The sequence below is a fragment of the Streptomyces sp. NPDC031466 genome (assembly GCF_055581265.1).
Genome location: NZ_JBVIJT010000004.1, coordinates 24073 through 40182 on the forward strand (window position 1 = coordinate 24073; position 16110 = coordinate 40182).

The 16110-nt window shown below is 70.3% G+C and carries 15 protein-coding genes and 1 pseudogene; 4 read left to right on the top strand and 12 right to left on the bottom strand.

Annotation, left to right across the window (positions count from 1 at the left end; translation table 11 throughout):
- Positions 1–51: 51 nt before the first annotated feature.
- The 3 genes from ACZ5GP_RS09025 to ACZ5GP_RS09035 all read right to left on the bottom strand — a co-directional run bounded on the left by ACZ5GP_RS09025 (position 52) and on the right by ACZ5GP_RS09035 (position 2480).
- Positions 52–1089 carry an AurF N-oxygenase family protein gene (locus ACZ5GP_RS09025; protein ID WP_358696120.1) on the bottom strand — a complete coding sequence of 346 codons (1038 nt, stop codon included), beginning with the start codon at positions 1087–1089 and terminating at the stop codon, positions 52–54.
- A gap of 87 nt (positions 1090–1176) precedes the next feature.
- Positions 1177–1902 carry a TauD/TfdA family dioxygenase gene (locus ACZ5GP_RS09030; protein ID WP_468750191.1) on the bottom strand — a complete coding sequence of 242 codons (726 nt, stop codon included), beginning with the start codon at positions 1900–1902 and terminating at the stop codon, positions 1177–1179.
- 368 nt (positions 1903–2270) lie between these two features.
- Positions 2271–2480, bottom strand: a complete 210-nt coding sequence (locus ACZ5GP_RS09035) for a hypothetical protein (RefSeq protein WP_468750192.1) — start codon at positions 2478–2480, stop codon at positions 2271–2273.
- A 1219-nt stretch (positions 2481–3699) separates the two neighbouring features.
- Between ACZ5GP_RS09035 and ACZ5GP_RS09040 the strand changes: the two genes are divergently transcribed.
- Positions 3700–5034, top strand: coding sequence for an MFS transporter (locus ACZ5GP_RS09040; RefSeq protein ID WP_468750193.1), 1335 nt, complete (start codon positions 3700–3702; stop codon positions 5032–5034).
- Between the two features lie 661 nt (positions 5035–5695).
- A complete protein-coding gene (locus tag ACZ5GP_RS09045) occupies positions 5696–6694 on the top strand; it encodes a helix-turn-helix transcriptional regulator (protein ID WP_468750194.1) in 999 nt (332 codons plus the stop codon).
- A 102-nt stretch (positions 6695–6796) separates the two neighbouring features.
- On the opposite strand, the gene ACZ5GP_RS09050 is transcribed toward ACZ5GP_RS09045, so the two are convergent.
- The 5 genes and pseudogenes from ACZ5GP_RS09050 to ACZ5GP_RS09070 form a co-directional block, all read right to left on the bottom strand.
- Positions 6797–8278 carry an aminotransferase class V-fold PLP-dependent enzyme gene (locus tag ACZ5GP_RS09050; RefSeq protein ID WP_468750712.1) on the bottom strand — a complete coding sequence of 494 codons (1482 nt, stop codon included), beginning with the start codon at positions 8276–8278 and terminating at the stop codon, positions 6797–6799.
- A gap of 994 nt (positions 8279–9272) precedes the next feature.
- Positions 9273–9641 carry a PIN domain-containing protein gene (locus ACZ5GP_RS09055; RefSeq protein WP_468750195.1) on the bottom strand — a complete coding sequence of 123 codons (369 nt, stop codon included), beginning with the start codon at positions 9639–9641 and terminating at the stop codon, positions 9273–9275.
- 8 nt (positions 9642–9649) lie between these two features.
- Positions 9650–9907 carry a hypothetical protein gene (locus tag ACZ5GP_RS09060; RefSeq protein ID WP_468750196.1) on the bottom strand — a complete coding sequence of 86 codons (258 nt, stop codon included), beginning with the start codon at positions 9905–9907 and terminating at the stop codon, positions 9650–9652.
- A gap of 357 nt (positions 9908–10264) precedes the next feature.
- A complete protein-coding gene (locus ACZ5GP_RS09065; RefSeq protein ID WP_468750197.1) occupies positions 10265–11017 on the bottom strand; it encodes a DUF6585 family protein in 753 nt (250 codons plus the stop codon).
- A 193-nt stretch (positions 11018–11210) separates the two neighbouring features.
- Positions 11211–11901 (bottom strand): annotated as a pseudogene (locus tag ACZ5GP_RS09070) (IS5 family transposase); the annotation flags it as partial.
- Between the two features lie 249 nt (positions 11902–12150).
- Between ACZ5GP_RS09070 and ACZ5GP_RS09075 the strand changes: the two are divergent.
- Together ACZ5GP_RS09075 and ACZ5GP_RS09080 are read left to right on the top strand one after the other, a co-directional pair.
- Positions 12151–12399, top strand: a complete 249-nt coding sequence (locus ACZ5GP_RS09075; RefSeq protein WP_468750738.1) for a hypothetical protein — start codon at positions 12151–12153, stop codon at positions 12397–12399.
- Positions 12400–12420: 21 nt separating this feature from the next.
- Complete coding sequence (locus ACZ5GP_RS09080) at positions 12421–12861, top strand: hypothetical protein (protein ID WP_468750713.1); 441 nt, start codon at positions 12421–12423, stop codon at positions 12859–12861.
- On the opposite strand, the gene ACZ5GP_RS09085 is transcribed toward ACZ5GP_RS09080, so the two are convergent.
- The 4 genes from ACZ5GP_RS09085 to ACZ5GP_RS09100 all read right to left on the bottom strand — a co-directional run bounded on the left by ACZ5GP_RS09085 (position 12746) and on the right by ACZ5GP_RS09100 (position 15973).
- A complete protein-coding gene (locus ACZ5GP_RS09085) occupies positions 12746–13657 on the bottom strand; it encodes a phosphatase PAP2 family protein (RefSeq protein ID WP_468750198.1) in 912 nt (303 codons plus the stop codon). The two genes, ACZ5GP_RS09080 and ACZ5GP_RS09085, sit on opposite strands and share 116 nt — an antisense overlap.
- 91 nt (positions 13658–13748) lie before the next feature.
- A complete protein-coding gene (locus ACZ5GP_RS09090; protein WP_468750199.1) occupies positions 13749–14705 on the bottom strand; it encodes a hypothetical protein in 957 nt (318 codons plus the stop codon).
- A complete protein-coding gene (locus ACZ5GP_RS09095) occupies positions 14702–15043 on the bottom strand; it encodes a PadR family transcriptional regulator (protein WP_468750200.1) in 342 nt (113 codons plus the stop codon). Before ACZ5GP_RS09095 ends, ACZ5GP_RS09090 begins: the two co-directional genes overlap by 4 nt.
- Before the next feature lie 588 nt (positions 15044–15631).
- Complete coding sequence (locus ACZ5GP_RS09100) at positions 15632–15973, bottom strand: hypothetical protein (protein WP_468750201.1); 342 nt, start codon at positions 15971–15973, stop codon at positions 15632–15634.
- Positions 15974–16110: the final 137 nt, after the last annotated feature.

Consider the following 16110-nt stretch of genomic DNA (forward strand, 5'->3'; position numbering starts at 1 on the left):
ATGGGTCCTCGGTGGCGGGGTGCCCGCCACCGGTCGCGTGCCAGGGCAGCGTCAGTGGGCGATGTGGGAGCGGGACCAGTCGAAGTCCACCTGGTCGGCCACGCCCATCTGCTCCACCAGCTTGTGCAGTCCGGTGTAGTCGCGGACCAGCCGCGCACGGCCCGCGTCCGCCTGGCAGTCCGCGAGCATCTCGTGCCCGCCGTCGATGCCGGCGAGGTCGACGATCCGGTGCCAGGTCGAGTAGTCGTTGGCCACGAAAGCGTCGAGACCCTGCATCAGCATGTCCAGGAAGTACCTGCGCTGGCGGGCATCGAGGTGGTGGTAGACCATCTCGGCGAGCACGTGAGAGATGGATGCGTGACAGTACTCGTCGCGGTTGTGCAGCTTCGCGGTCGTGCTGTTGATCGGCTGGATCGTCGTGTCCTCGGCGAGCAGGTCGAGGTACGCGTTGATGGAGATCTCCGAGACCGTCGCGAAGGCCAGCGTGGTCAGGGACTTCTCCCAGCGCTCTCCCGCCCGGTCCCGCAGTTCCTGGTGGACGCGCGCGGTGTGGGAGAGCGGCAGCGCGTTGTCCGGCATGGCGTGCCCCCGCTGCCTGCGGGTCACCGCGCTCGCGTTGAGGTGCATGAGCGTGTGGTACTGCTCATCGACCATCGCCTGGGCCAGCGACAGGTTGAGCGCCTCCCCGGTGAGGCCCGGGTACTCCCCCTCCATGACCAGCGCGAACGCGGGGTTGGCCACCTTCTGCTCGGCCATGACGGTGTGCCGGTTGTACGCGATCCATGCCCAGCTCAGCAGTTCGGCCCGCTTCTGCGGGTCCAGACCGCGGAAGGTGGGGTGGTCACGGAAGGGCAGGATCCGCTCGGGGTAGTCCGCGCGTGACAGGTCGAAGAGTTCGTCGAGGTCGGGCTCCTCCCGCTTGACGGTGGCACGGCGGTGCCAGTTGCCGACGAGTCGGCGGATCACCGCGTTCTCCACCGGGTCGTTCGGGTCGAAGGTCGGGATGCCCTCGGGGAGCGGGGGGCCCGGGGTCTCCCGCCCGACCGCGTCGTCGGGGCCGCCTTCAAGGATCGGGGTGTCGCTGTTCATCACATTCCTCACGGGGAGCGGTGCCGACCGGCACCGCGGGGGGTCGGGGCGCCGCCTTCCGGCGGCGCCGGTGGCCCACGGCCGGGCTCAGGACTCCTGGAGCCAGTAGCGCGTCAGGTGGCGTCGCGTGTCGCTGTAGGAGGAGCGGGCGTGCAGCATCCGCTGGTTGTCCCAGACGAGGATCGAGTCCTCCGGAATGAGGACGGACACCTTGTGGTCCCGGAAGAACGCCTCGGCCCGCACGGCCAGTTCGCGTCCCAGGGAGCCCAACGGCAGCTCGTCGGCGGGTACGTCGGCGTCGACCGGGGGGTCGTAGTGGCCGGCCGTCAGCAGGTTGTAGCTGAACCGGACGATGTCACGGCCCTCGGGAGTGCTCTCCACCACGGGGCGGCGCACTCCGGCGGTGCCGGTGCCACCGGTGTTGTGGCCCACCCAGTCGATGGCTTCGCCGTGTACCGTCCGGCGCTCCTCCTCGCTGAGGGAGGCGATGAAGGCGTACGCGTCGGCGAGTTCGGTCTGTCCGCTGCCGCACCGGGCCTGGACCCGGCAGTGGAGAGCGAGGTAGCGGGGCGGCGGGTTCCAGCCGGGTGCCTCGGTGTGCACGAGGATGGTGTTGGTGCTCTTGGAGTAGCGCCGGTCCTCGAAGCCGGGAGCGGCCTTCACCTGATAGCGCAACTGCCCGTCGTACTGCGGTATGAGGGCGCCGAGGTCCTGTAGGGCCGCGGCGGCCTGTTCGTCGGTGGTGATGCCGTCGAGCAGGGTGTAGCCCTGGTCGAGGAGTTCCTGGGTGCGCGGGGTGATGGCAGTCGTCATGGTCTGTGCTGCTCCATGTCAGTTCCTGGGATGGGGAGGCACGGGCCGGGCGCGGCGGCGCGCGAAGCCCCCGCCGCGCCGGGGGCGGGCTCCACTGGAGAATGGATGTGCGGCGCACGGCCGAGGGGGCGTGCCCGGCGAACACGTCGCGAGGCGCCGCGGGTGCCGGGCGGCTCGGCGCCGGCCGGGGGAAGGCCTCTGCGGCCGGGGACGCGGCGGTACGTCACCGTGATCGGCGTGGACCGGCGTCCGTGCGCGCCTCTCGCTCATGCGGGGTGTCGCGGTAGCGGGCCGGGGCGTGGTCGCGTACGACAAGGGGCGCCGTGCTCACCCGGCCCGCGGGGCGGGGGTGGAGGGAGCGCCAGGGCTCAACTGCCCCAGGTCACATCGGCGCTGTGCATCACGTCCGGGGTGAGCTGGGACAGGTCGCCCACCGGCACGATGGCGGCGGACGTGTTTTCGGAACGTACCTGGGCGAAGGCCTGAGCACTGTCCGGGGAGACCGCCTGAGCCATGAGGAGGGCGCCGAGCGCGATGCAGCCGGCTGCGACGGTCCTGAAAGTCGGGGTGAGTCTCACGGAACGACCTTTCGGTGAATTGCGTTCTGCTTTTTCGCGAACTTCCGGCATCCGCTCGGAGTGCTTGTGGCTCTCCCCGCCTCGCCGGTGCCCCTACTCTGGCAACTCGCCGTCCTCTTCGGAAGGGGGATCCGGTGGACGAAACATGTTGTGTCCTATCCCGTCCACGGGTGACGGGGACGCCATGCGGTCCCAGAACTCCGGAATCAGCACCACCCCGCAGGACGCCATCCGGAAGGGCGCCAAGGGGAAATGCGCGGCGAGTGATCGCGAGCACAGGGCCGCGGCCCTCAGTTCCGCGACGGCCAGGCTCGGCGCGGTCAGGAAGAGGCCGACCACGGGCCCGCCGGGCCCGTCCGGGTCCACGCTGACGTGCTCCAGGCCGTCTCCCGGCTCGGCGCAGGAGGTCACGGCAGCCCTCGTCCCCCTCGGCAACGGCACATCAGCGGGCCCGTCCAGACGGACATGCACGAGATACATGGCTCCCCCTTCCCCATCATGCTTGTTCCTGTGCTCGGCCGACGGCGGTCCCGGCCGCGAACGGCCCCGCGCACCCGCCGGTCGCCCGCAGGCCCGGGCAGCAGCCCTCGCGTTCACCCGACGGCGGGCGGCCAGGTCCGTACCGGCGCGGACCGCGACGTCAGCGCAGGTGAGGCGCGTGTTCCTCACAGGGCGGCCCAGTTCACCGGCAGTTGACACCGCCCGCGGCCCCACCGGGCGCCCTCTACAGGCGGCCGCGGCCGAGCACCCACGCTGGCCATTTCCGCTTCCGGGACCGGGGCGGGCCGGCCGCGACGACACCCAGGCCGTCCGTCATCCGACGCACTATTGATACACCACCCGCAAAGCCGCGATGCCCTTTTCCCGGGCCGCCGTCGGATTGGTTCCGCCCGGGCCCGTCCGCCCTCGACAGGCTCTGTTCCGCAGCGGGCGCCGAGAGTTCATTCCTTCAAGTTTCACCCACCTGCCCAAATATGCCCGTTCTGCCCCGCTCCATGGCTGGCCGATGAATGCAGTGGCCGATAGCGTCCAGGCCGAAAGGGTTGATGGGGGCCGTTCCCCGATCGCATCGTGTTCTGAGCGTGCGACGCCACGAATTCCATGGAGAACCGGAAATTGAGGGTGAGTCGATGCCCTCACCCTGTACCGATTTCCTTGACTCGACTCGTAATTTTCGCAGCCCGAAGAGAGCTGAACGACCGGCGGAGACGTAGCCTTTATGACGAATGCCTTGACCTCGGCGGCGCCCGTCCGCCCATCGCCCCTGGCGTTCCGCGTCTTCCTCGGCGGACAGAGCGTCTCGCTGATCGGCGACGGCCTCGCGATCCTCGCGATTCCCCTGCTCGTCCTCGAGGTCAGCGGATCCCCGTACGCGGCGGTGCTGGCCGCCATCCCGCGCACCGTCGGCTACCTGCTGGTCGGCCTGCCCGCCGGTGCGCTGGTGGACCGGCTGAACCCCCGCAGCGTCATGCTGACCATGGACGTCGTGCGGTTCGGGGTCTTCCTCTCCCTCGCCGTACTCGCGGCCACCTCGCAGCTCGCCGTCCCGGTGATCCTCGCCCTCGCGTTCGTCGCGGCGGGGGCCGGCGTGTTCTTCGAGACCGCGCTGACCGTGGCGGTGCGGGACCTGGTCGAGGAGGAACGCCTGGTCCGTACGAACTCGCTCCTGGAGGCCGCGAATCAGAGCGCGCAGATCGTCGGCCCGGGGCTGGTCGGCGTACTGTCGGCACTCTGGGGCCTCCAGGTCGCCCTCCTGGTCAACGCCTGCACCTTCGCGGTGTCCTTCGTTTCCGTCCTGCACGTGCTGCGCGGCAGGGACCGGGCGGGCCGGACCCCCTCCCCGCCGCTGCGCGAAGCCCTACGCGGGGTGCGGGGCGACCTGGTCGAGGGCTTCCGCTGTCTGCGGTCCCTGCGTGTCGTGCTCGTGGTGACCTGCTTGCAGGCGAGCGCCAATCTCTTCCTCGCCGTCGGCTACCTCCTGGTCTTCTACCTGCGCGACACCCTCCACCTCGGCGCCTCCGAGGCGAGTGCCGTCGTCGCGGCAGGCGGCGTGGGCGGGGTGCTCGGCACCGCGGTGGCCCTCCGGCTCGGCCGCAGGATGCGGCACGAGACCCTCATCGCACTCAGCGCGGCCTGCCTGGGGACCACCCTGGCGTCCCTGGGAGTGGCGACCTCCCTGGTCCCGCTGCTGGTGCTGAATCTGCTGCTCGGGGGTTCCACGGTGACAGCGGTGGTACTCATCCGCACGCTGCGCCAACGCCTGGTGCCACGCGCCCTGTTGGGCCGGGTCACCGCCACGGCCAAGGTGGCCGCGCTGGCGGCGAGCCCGGTCGGAGCCCTCGCGGGCGGTGCGCTCACCACGCTCAATCAAGGTGATCCCCGCCCGGTGTTCCTGGCAGCCGGTCTCCTCAGCGTCCTGACGACCGCGGCCGCCTGGGCACTGGGTCTGCGGGCCGGGTCACACCCTCCGTCCGGCACGGAGCAGGGGCCCGCCGCGCCCGGGACGTCCGCCACACCCGTACCGGAGGCCGACGGGGCCACCAAGGCGCCCTGACCGACGGCGTCACCTCACACTCCCCCGCGACAGGCGCCCCCGGGGCGGCGGTCCCCGAGACCGTCACCCCGAAGCACCTGCTCCCCGCCGCCCGTGACGCCCCGTTCGCCCCCTGCCCTACCGGCCGAGGGCTCGGCACCACCCCACCCGAGCGCGCGGCGCCTGCCGAAGGCCAAACCGTCGTAAAGAATGCGCCTTCGCGGGCAGGCCTGATTACCGGCCCCGCACCTGGCACGACATCACGGGCAAGAGGGGGCCGGAGTCCGTGCGCCCGCGGCCCGCGAAGTCGTCGCGGGCCGCCGACGGTTCGGCATCCGTCATGGTCAGCCCGGCCCTCCACGGCGTCGGACAGAACCAATACGTCCCGGACGACCTGTCGGCCGGACGGCGGGAGCCGCCTGCACCGGGCCGGTCCTGCACAGTGGCGGCCGGGTTCGGCAGACCCGTACGAATGGTTCGTGGGCCGAAAGACGACCTTGACAAGATCACTCACGCATCGGAAGTTCATTCCATGCAGCATGCACACACCAGAAGTCGTCACACCGTGTCCGGAGGACCACCCAGAGGCTGATGGCCCGGTTGCCCCGACCGTCGCGGAGACCACCGCGCCTTCCTCCCCCACGCCTTGCCGGACACGTTCACCGATCGGGAGACACACCTCATGCTGGCCGCACTCGGACTCGACACGGACACCGAACGCGTCTACCGCGCCATGCTGGACCATCGTGACGACGGGATATCCGCACTGTCCCAGCGACTCGCACTGCCGGAGGACCGGCTGCGCAACTGCCTCGACCGGCTCCATTCCCTCGCACTCGTCCGACCGTCCGCCAAGGCCGACAGCGCCTTCCGGGTACTGGGCCCGGAGCAGGCCATGAAGCTGCTGCTCGCCCGCCAGCAGGCCGAACTCGCCGCCCACCAGGAGCGTCTGGAGACCGCGAGGGTCGCGGCCGCGCAACTCGTCGCGGAGTGCGCCTCCCTGCACAGACCCTCGGCCGGCTTCCACGCCGAGGAGCTGACCGGCGCGGAGGAGATACGCGACCGGCTCGCCCGACTCGCCTCCGACGTCCGCCACGAGATCATGACCCTGGCTCCGGGCGGCGCCCATGCGGAGAGCGATCTGGAGGCCAGCCGTAAGCCGAACGCGACCCTGCTGGACCGCGGTGTCACCGTACGGACCATCTACCTCGACAGCATCCGCAACCACCAGCCCACGCTCCGGCACGTCCAGTGGCTCCACGAGCGCGGCGGCCACGTCCGCACCGCTCCCAGCCTGCCGATCCGCATGATCATCGCGGACCGGACCGAGGCCGTCCTCCCCCTGGACCCCACGGACGCGAGCTTCGGCGCCGTGGTCCTCACGGGGAAGGGCGTCATCACGGCCCTGTGCGAGCTGTTCGACAGCACCTGGCAGGCCGCGAAGCCCTTGGTGCCGATGGTGGAACGGGACACCGACGGCCTCACCCCGCAGCACCGCGAGGCCCTTCGGCTGCTCGCCCAGGGGCTGAAGGACGATGCGGTCGCCAAGCGCCTCGGCGTCTCCACTCGCACCGCCCGCCGCTTCGCGGCCGAACTCATGGACGCACTCCAGGCACGCAGCCGCTTCGAGGCGGGCGTCCACGCGGTCCAGAACGGCTGGCTTCCCGCGCACCGCACCTGACGGGCCCGGCGGCGGGCGCGCCACCGCTCGGGTGCCGGACATCGGCCGAGGGACGACCTCGACCCGAGTCACCGCCCCTCCTCTAGCCCTCGTCAACAGCCTTCACCGCACAAGAAGTTCGGCCAAGCGGGCAAGGATGGCGTCGATCTCGTCCGGCGTGAGGGGTACGAGTTCGAACAGCAGCTCCTCCGCATCCCGCCGGCCGGGCAGGGCCCAGATCGACGGTGACCCCGCTCGCAGTGCTTCGTCCAGAGCGGCCGAGTCCAGGGCCGACACGGCGGGATCCACCACCAGCCGGGCGCGAGCGAAGGGCAGGCCGGTCGGGTCGGGGACGGACGACGCGGTGATGCCCCGGACGGCGCCCGCCCGCTCGACGAAGTCCGCCACCTTGTCCGCCTGCTGCTGCCGCCACACCGCCATGTCCAGCCCCTGACGCGCCTCGAGCGCGGCGAGGACGCCGACCACCGCCTCCTTGCTCGCCTTCATCGCGCGGCCGATGCCCCGTTCCTGCGCCCGCACCGCCGCCACCGGACCGGCCCGGCCCACCACCAGACCCGCGGTCGGGGAACCCAGGTACTTCTGGCCACTGATGGCCACCAAGTCCGCTCCGGTGGCGAGCAGTTCACCGACCCTGAAGTCCTGCGCGGCACCATCGACGACGACGGGAACCCCGCGACGATGAGCGACCGCCACGGCGTCGGCCAGCTCGGCACCGGCCCCGCGCACGAGACGGGACGACACCAGCAGCAGGCACGCGACGTCCTGTCGCGCGAGGCCCGTCTCCAGATCCTCCAGCGTGAACCCGGCCTCCGTCCCCACGGGAACCGGGACCGCGCCCGCCAGCCGGACGGCCTGCACGATGGGGTGTCCGTAGTTGACCGCGTGTCCCGTCGGAAGGACGACTGCGCCGGGCATACCGGTCGTGTCCGGCAGCGCCTCGACGTGCTCCGGGGACTCCCCCGTCATCGCGGCGGCGACCGCGAGGGTGATCGCCGAGGCCGTGCAGTGCACGACGGTCCCCGCCTCCGCCCCGGTGAACCGAGCGAGGGCCCGGTCGGCCGCTTCTTGCAGTTCGTCCATCACGAAGAACTCCGACAGCGCCGCGGCGACCGCGGCGCCGACACCGTCCCCACTGCGTGAGACACCGAGGGGCGTGTAGGGCCCCCGTGCGTTGATGATCCGGCTGAGCCCGTATGCGGTGTGCAGTCCCATGGGTGCATCCTGCCCTCCCTGGGGCCGATGTCCGCGGCGACCTGCGTCGCGCCGGCCTCCCCCCAGCTCCCTGCGGGCGTTGCCGGAGTCCGCGCCGAGGGTCTCCCTCCCGGCGGGGCGGACGGGCCCGGGGTCGACCACCACGTGGTCCCGCCAGTCGAGACCGGCGTGCTCGAACGCGATGGGCGCGGCGTCTCTGGCCGTGTGCACGCTGCCGGCGCCCACCACGTAGTCGCCGAACTCCTCCTGCTGGGGCATCAGGTGCCTGGCGCGGAGGTGGTCACCGGCGAAGCCCCAGTCGCGCTCGGCGTCAAGGCTGCCAAGGCTGCCGAGGCCCAGTAGGCCGGGTCGATGTCGGTGTGCAGGTTCGATTCCGGGTCAGTGACGTCCCGGATCCCCCGGCACTGGATCTCCCGGAAGTCATAGCCGTCGGATCCCCTCTCCGGAGCCCAGTGGCAGCGCATCGCACTCGCCCGCGCCTCCACAGGGACGCCCCGGTACTGATCCTGGACGAACCACCTCGGCGCTCGGCGCCCGCGTCGAACACCAGCTGTTCTTCCGGCTGCGGGAACTGCCCGTGGGCCGCACCGCCGTGTTCACCACCCACCGCCTGACCAACGCCCACCCATTGGCTCACGAAGTCGACGGCCCACGACCCGCCATGACGTGGGCATCCGCCGGCCCTTGGGCCGTGTCGACTGCTGCCCGGCCTGTTGCCCGCGCGTCGGCGTGAACCAGCAAACAGATGACGGGACTTGGGTGCCCAGTTGGCAGAGCCGGGGCGGAGGCCCCTGCCGAAGGCGTGCGCTTTTCTACAAGCCGTTGGGTGAGTGCTTCTCCGTCGGGCGTCCATGACGCCGGGGGCGGCCTCGCGGGTGCAGTCCGCCGGCGCGAAGCACCCGGGCAGTCGGACCGCGCAGACCGGATTCCCTGCCCGCGCGCAGTCCGCCGCGGCGAAGGGCTCTCGCGCCGCCGGGACGTAACCCCCGCCCCGCGTCCCCTGCGGCTGTGCGAGCGGACTCACTCGTCGTCGCGGGGATGGAACATCGACGCGTCCGAGAGTTCAGGCCGAAGTGGTGACGTCCAGGAAGGGGCGGCGAGAGCACGGCGATAGCCGGCCGACGCGCTCTCCCGCGTCTTCACCAGCCCAGCCGGAACGACCCGCTGTGGGCCGGGGCCTCGGCGGCCGCCGAGGACATCGCCGTGGTGGTGTCGCGGGTGGCGGGTGCGGAACGTGCACGGCCCGGACGGGACCACCTCCGTGCGCTGGCTCGACAGGGCTGACGCTGTCCGTACCCACTGGCACCGCCTCGTCCAGACCCGCCGAGCCCGCCTCCAGGGCCGACGGGTAATCCGGCCTGGGGGCTCAGGGGGTCAGGTCGAGGACACGGACCGGCTGACCGATCCACCGGGCAGGCTCAGTGGTGGCGATGACTGCTCCGTCGGGGCGGTCCGGGGTCGGTTGGGCCGCGTACTGGCAGTGTGCCGCCGCCCAGGTGGCGTGCCGGGCCACGGCCAGGGCTGCCGGGAGGTCCATTTCGAGCACGGTGATGCCCGGCAGTGCGGCCAGGTGTTCCGCAGTGCCCGGCCGGGCACGGTCGGCTTCCACGAGCGCGCACGCGGGGGCGTACAGGGACCAGCCGGCCTGGGCGTGGGCGCGGTGGATAAGGCGGGAGACGAGCTCGTTGCCCTGGCCGGCTGCGGCCATCGCGGTGTCGTCCAGGACGATGTGCATGGCGTCGCTCAACGGGCGGCGGCCTGGGCCAGGCGGCGGTCCAGCTCGCTGTCGAGGTTCTGCTCCTCGGCGCGGGTGGGCGCGTAGCCGTTCCACTCCTTCAGCGCGGTCCGGGCCTGCTCGGCCCGCGCGGCACGCTCGTCCGGAGTAAGGAGGGTCTCAGCGAGCCGGGCCAGGTAGGCGCGCAACGACATGCCCTCCGCCGCTGCCAGGGCCGCGAGCCGGTCGCGGGCTTCCTCGGGGATGCGGACATTGGCATCAGACATCATCAAGCTCCCTTTCAACCTCGCCAGAGTACGGGTATGTACCCGTACCCGTACCCGTACCCGTACCCGTACCCGTACCCGTACGCACCCTATGGGTTGGGCCGGGAGTTTCGCCCATTGGGCACGGCACGTCCGCAGGGGCGGCCGGGCATGGGTGCGGCGGCGAGCCTTCCTCGGCTGGTCGTGTAGGGGTCTCGCCGCTCGGGGCACAGGTTATGTTCGTTGACCAGTGGTTCTTCCGCGGTCTCACCTTGGATGGCGAGAGAAAGCCAGTCTCACGAACGTGGCATTCTCTCGTGGCTGGGTCGTGACAGCCACGAGGGCATTGCCGTTGCCAGAGCGTCGGCCTTCGCCGGATCAGGACGGATCGTTTGGTCGTGGTCCTTTTCCAACCGCCTGCTCACGCATCATTGCGGCGAGGGCCAGGAAGATCGAAAGATTCTGGACCATCTCGATGGGGAGCCTGGCCCACGGCTTTCCGTCGCCGTGCCGATGGATCTCCAGCCAGCCTTGTTCCACCGTGACCCGGTCGACCTCGTGCCAGCCGAGCCGGTGGTCGAGGTACCCGACACCGGCGGGATCGAGGTGGGCCCCGAAGAACTCGACCCGCTCGCCCCTCTTCAACCGGTCCCTGTCCTGCGGTAGCCGTACGCGCGTGAATTCCTTGTCCAGCTCGCCGATGAACCGTGCGACCCCCTTGTACGCGTCGGTCACCGTGATCTCGGCGCCCTCACGGGGACGCACCCAGAGTTCGTGTGTGGTGGCGCTGATGATCCCGTTCGTCACTTTGGTGCTGCGCCGCCGGATGCCGTCGATCTCGTCCCACGAGTATGCCTCCGGCGCCTGCCCGGTGACCTCCCGGACGATGCCGTGCTGGTAGTGGCCCACCCAGACCTGCGCCTGCCGTCTCGTGAGTGCGAGGAAGAGGAAATACCCGGCTGCGGCGACTATGGCGGTTCCCAAGATGAGCAGCGGCAGCCCGTCGTACCAGGCGCCCTGGCTCCGCTGGCCCTCCATCGCGGCCGAAATCCCCAGCCAGAGCACCGGCAATCCGACCAGTGTCGGCAGCAGCACCACGACCCACGGGAAGCTCTTGGGCTCGGTCCACACCAGCCCCTGGCGCGCCCCGAGTTCGAAGTCCCGCGCGACTCTGCGCATGGTGGGTGGAACAGGAGTGGAACCACGATCAGACACAAGCCCCCCAAGGCCAGACAGCGGACGGCCAGTATTGGGGAGAGGAGCCCGCACGGGAAGAGCGCCACGTCCCGGCACACCGGATATGCGAACGTTCGCCACGGTGAGGGTTTCGCCGTCGTAGCTGGTCCCGTGGAGGAAACTGCGCACCAAGATCCACGAGCCGGCAGAGGTTCTCGCCTCGGCGGAGGCGGCCGTTGATCTGGTCGATCCGCTCGGGGATCGCCGCCTTGATGCCGCGTCTGCGCAGGTAGGAGCGGATCCTCACGGACGAGTAGCCCTGTCGGCAACGACGCGCTCCGGCCGGCTCCTGGGCCGGCCGGGCCCGCACCGCTGGATGCGGATACGGGCCATGACCGGCTCGAACTGGGTGCAGTCGTTGACGTTTCCGGCGGTGATCGTGAAGGCGAGGGGCCGGCCCTGTCCGTCACAGGCCAGGTGGATCTTCGTGGTAAGCCCGCCGCGGGACCGGCCGATCGCCTCGCCCGGCCACGGCCCCCTTTTCGGGCCCCGGCCGCGTGCTGGTGGGCCCGCACGGTCGTGGAGTCCACGCACACGAGCGTCCAGTCGACAGCACCGACGACGTCGCTGTGCTGCTGGACGTGGGCCAGGAGCCGGTCCCAGGTTCCGTCGGTAGACCAGCGGCGGAAGCGCTCGTAGGCCGTCTTCCACGGCCCGTACCGCTCGGGCAGGTCCCGCCAGGCCGCCCCGGTCGACAGCTTCCACAAGATCCCGTTGACCACCTGACGGCGGTCCCGCACTGGCCTGCCCATCCGCGGCGGTGCCAGCAACGGCTCCATCACCGCCCACGACTCATCTGACAGCTCATGACGACGCACCACGAACAGACCAACGAGCCCACTACTTTGCGGACACGACCTAGCGGCTCAGACCGGCCCGGAGGATCATCCCCGCGCGTGCGGGGTCGACGGGACGTTGCGGAGGTCGACGAGCGTCCGCCACGGGCCATCCCCGCGCGTGCGGGGTCGACGGAGGCATCGCCGTACCCGGCTGAGATCGCGACTGCGCTGCTGCTTCCCAAGGCGAGCGTGACGGTCTACGTTCGCAACCTCGTCGCCAAGGGCTTCGTCCGCCGCGAGATCGACGAGGCGGACTTGCGGCGTCATCGGCTCGTACTGACCGCTGAGGGCACGCAAGCACGCGATCGAGCACTTGCAGCTCTCGCGGCGGAATATGACCGCAGGTTGGCGAGGGCCACCCCCCAGGACCGCGTTGAGCTGCAACGCATCCTCAAAGCAATGCTCGCCTCGCCCGCGTCAGGCCGTATGTGCGAGTGATTCGTCTGTCCGGTGCTCGATGTGGCGGTACACACGGGTGACGGATCCGCAGGCTGGCCCACCGGCGCTCCGGACGATTGCGTGATCGCAACTTACGCGGTGGAGCGGGTGCCGTGGGCCTGGGTGAAGCAGACCCGGCCCGGCGGGAGGATCGTCACCCCGTGGGGGCGGCTTGGGCACGTGACGCTCACCGTCGCAGACGACGGACTCAGCGCTGACGGCTGGGTCCAGGGGCTGGGAGCGCATCCCCGCTCGGGCGTCGACGGCTTGTTTCTGCGGCCGGTCGGTGGGGTCGGACCGTCGCTTGCCGGGATGCGCCGGCTTCCGCCCGTGGCCTGCCGGGCGGTCAGTCCAAAGCGGGGCAGGTGGGGCGTGCGGTCTGTACGGACCGCCCGACTGCGGTGTACCAGACCAGGACCGCACATACGAAGGCTGTCGTCGCGGAGACCAGTGACCTTGTGAGAGTGTCGTTCCGTGCGCCGGAAACGAGGGCGACGGCCAGAGCCAGCGTCAGGGTGATGACGGGCAGCGCACGAGGCTTCCGCGTGGCGCCTGGAGCGGCGGCCGGCGGCAGCAGCCAGGTTGCGAGGCCGTAACAGGCACAGGCCAGCAGTGTGGCTCCCAGCACTTCGCTGGGCCGGTGACCACCCATGGTGGCGGTGGCGGCGGCGATGCAGGCGAGCCACAGCACACCGGCCGTGGCGACGTAGGGGCGGATGCGGGGGGAAACCACGAGGACGACGGCGAGGGTCAGCGCGGCGGGGATGACCGTGTGCCCGCTGGGAAAACCCTGATCAAGGAGATTCTCGGGCGCGCCTACCAGATCCGGGCGGGGCATGGTCGATTTGAACACCTCCTTGCCTCCGACCGTGAGAATGACGACCCCCAGCGCGGCGCACCCCGGCCGCCAGCACCGCCGTACCAGGGTGAGGACCACGATGACGGCCAGGCCCGCCATCACGGTGGGCTTGGCGCTCAATTCCATCGGAGGGATGGGCGTCGAGCCGTAGGCCGATCCTGACAGGGGGTAGATCCATGCTTCTTCGCCACCCTGTATACCGAGACCGAACAAGGCGTTCTCAGTTCGTTGCCCCCACGGGGTGCAGACGGCGAGAAGATAGACCGTCAGGAACCCCAGGGAGTACAGCAGAGCCGGCATCCACGGCCGCGTCGTACGCGACGGGCCAGTGTCGTCGGGGGCCTGCTTTGAGACCCCCGGACGGATTGCGGGCAGGGACGGAGAATCGTGCTGGGTCATCTCTCTGTTTCTTCCGTTGGGGGGTCGGTTACGCGTGTCTTGCGGCACTTCGGGGGCTGCCGGGTTCGGTCGGCCCACCGGAGCTCCGCTCCTATTCGGTGCGTGCCAGTCCCTGCCGACGCTGGGCAGTAAACGCCAGGGCGGGGAGGGGCGCGGTCAGCAGGATGAGGACGAACAGGTCCGGGAAGGACTGCATGAAGGCGTCCGGCCGGACGACGATCGCCTGCGTGCGGACGATCGCGACCGCTGCGACGGGGATCAGCCACCGGTGGTCGCCGGTGGCGTCCGTCGCCACCCATGCCGCGATCAGCGCGGTGACTTCGAGGGCGAACAGGCCGCGCTGGAAGGTCGGACTGACGGAGATGATGTGCAGGCTCCCGGCAACGAAGAGGGCGAGCATGAGGGGGGCCAGCCAGCGGTACGAGCGGCGTCGCAGACGGCTGGGACGGCAGAACGCAAGCACGGCGCACGCGGCGCACAGTGCCCCCGAGAGCACCAGGTCACGGGCCGTTATCGGGGTGCCGAGACCGTAGTAGCCCAGGCCCGCCTTGCCCTCGTCGCCGAAGAGAATGCGGCCGTGGGACGTGGCGCCGGCCCAGATCATGGCTGCCGCGGCCGGCAGCGCGAGCCACGCTCTGCCCCGCAGCAGAGCGATCAGGCAGAACAGCGGGAGCAACCCGTATGGCAGCAGCCGTTTCCGCGTGGGACCTTCCGCCCACGGGTACCAGCCGGAGAAGCGGAAGGCGATGGCGTGCTGTCCGGGGTCGATGTGCAGTGCCCAGTGCCATACATCCTGCAAATACGGAACCAGCGCCAGCGCGGCGAGAACGAGGGCGGCCATGTGGATGCCGTCCAGCCACCACGGCCGAGCGGTGTCATCAACGGTGGCACGGGCGCGGGCCTGCACCCCGGCGCACACCAAAGCAACACTTTCCCGCAGCGGGGGCCAGGAGCGGCCGGGATACGCCTCGGCCAGGCAGGCCAGCACCTCCTCTCCGTGCCGGGAACGGTAGGACTCGGGGTAGGCCGCAAGCAGCAGACGGTTCATGCCGGGGCCGCTCCGGCATCCCGCGAGTGTCCGATAACGAGGGCCGCCGCCTGCTGCATCCGCAGCGCCTCCCTGCCGAGCGCCTCGGTGCCGTGCTCGGTGAGGCGGTAGTAGCGCCGCGCCCGCCCATCCACGATCTCCTCGTCGCCGGGGGCCACCAGCCCGGCCCGCTCCAACCGCTCCAGCGCGCCGTAGAGAGTGCCGACAGCGATCCGGAGCCGCCCGTCGGTGGCCTGCTCGGCGGCCTTGATGATGCCGTAACCGTGCAACGGGCCATCCATGAGCGCAGCGAGGATGAAGTACTGCGGTTCCGTCAAGGGCGGCTTGTGTCTGGTCATGCGTCGAGCATATATCGCGCCGCGAAATATATCTGCCAGATTTGGGTGACACGGCGGCGTCCACGCCTGCGGCGAGCGTCACCCTCCTCGGCTGGGGGACGCGACGGCGGTCTCTTCGGGCGCGTCCGGCGGAACATGTCACTGTTGGATGGGTTGGCTCGTTGTGTCTCCGACGACGGGCTCGGACGGTTACGGGGCGGGCTGGCCTGCAAAATTTCGCCTCTCGTGTGAAGGTGGCTGCTGGACCACGGCCTTCCTCATCGCACCCGGCCAGCGAGTCACGCGGCCCCGGTCCGCGTCAGAGCTGATTACTCAAGGCAGACCTGAGAGGCGATCCGCGCAACCGGCTCGGACGACGGACAGCAAACCGCCCGGTGGCCGCAGACGGGCCAGCCTGCAACAGCAGGACCACTTCGAGGCACAAACAGACAGAACCGGTCCTCAATCCGAGTGCTCATGCCCAGACTGCGCGCGGCAGCGCGTGCCCTCTTCGCGGCGGCCGACTGCTTCTTCGGCATGAGGCACTCCTCGGACCGGGCGGCCCCCACCCTCCCGCCGGCCTCCTACGTCAGGACCGGTATGCAGGACTCAACACCACGGGCTCCAGGAGACCTTGAACGACGACGTCCAAGGGCGTGGGCCCGGACAGCGGCGAATGGCGTACGGCGAGAACTCCGCGATCGGCCAGTCGGGAAGCACGTCTCGCTCGCTCACCATCCACGAGTCGCCGAAGGCGTGGCGCCCTCGCCATACCAAGGTCCGGCGCTCGTCGTTGTCCTCATCAGGCAGGTCCCGCAGATGCTCAATGAGCACTCGGCGGCCGACATCTTCCGGGTACTCATAATCGCTGACCGTGATGGTCGAGGCTTCCGTGGTCAGCCAGACTCTGCCGCTCAGCCGCTGGATCTCCCAAGTCAGGTCCGTGGACATGACCGCATTGTCTCAGGCGGCACCAGCGGCCGTGGCGGTCCTACGGTGACCCAACTACCGCCAGAGGTGCGCCACTTGTCCGGGACTCCCTCACGGCCAGGATCGGGGAGGAGTAGAGCAGATGGCCCTCGCGGTAC

Excerpts from the sequence above, each read along its gene's own strand:
- ACZ5GP_RS09090 (WP_468750199.1), bottom strand. The coding sequence starts at position 14,705 with ATGAACCGTCTGCTGCTTGCGGCCTACCCCGAGTCCTACCGTTCCCGG.
- ACZ5GP_RS09085 (WP_468750198.1), bottom strand. The coding sequence starts at position 13,657 with ATGACCCAGCACGATTCTCCGTCCCTGCCCGCAATCCGTCCGGGGGTC.
- ACZ5GP_RS09095 (WP_468750200.1), bottom strand. The coding sequence starts at position 15,043 with ATGACCAGACACAAGCCGCCCTTGACGGAACCGCAGTACTTCATCCTC.
- ACZ5GP_RS09025 (WP_358696120.1), bottom strand. The coding sequence starts at position 1,089 with ATGAACAGCGACACCCCGATCCTTGAAGGCGGCCCCGACGACGCGGTC.
- ACZ5GP_RS09100 (WP_468750201.1), bottom strand. The coding sequence starts at position 15,973 with ATGTCCACGGACCTGACTTGGGAGATCCAGCGGCTGAGCGGCAGAGTC.
- ACZ5GP_RS09055 (WP_468750195.1), bottom strand. The coding sequence starts at position 9,641 with ATGCACATCGTCCTGGACGACACCGCGATGGCCGCAGCCGGCCAGGGC.
- ACZ5GP_RS09045 (WP_468750194.1), top strand. The coding sequence starts at position 5,696 with ATGCTGGCCGCACTCGGACTCGACACGGACACCGAACGCGTCTACCGC.
- ACZ5GP_RS09030 (WP_468750191.1), bottom strand. The coding sequence starts at position 1,902 with ATGACGACTGCCATCACCCCGCGCACCCAGGAACTCCTCGACCAGGGC.
- ACZ5GP_RS09060 (WP_468750196.1), bottom strand. The coding sequence starts at position 9,907 with ATGTCTGATGCCAATGTCCGCATCCCCGAGGAAGCCCGCGACCGGCTC.
- ACZ5GP_RS09040 (WP_468750193.1), top strand. The coding sequence starts at position 3,700 with ATGACGAATGCCTTGACCTCGGCGGCGCCCGTCCGCCCATCGCCCCTG.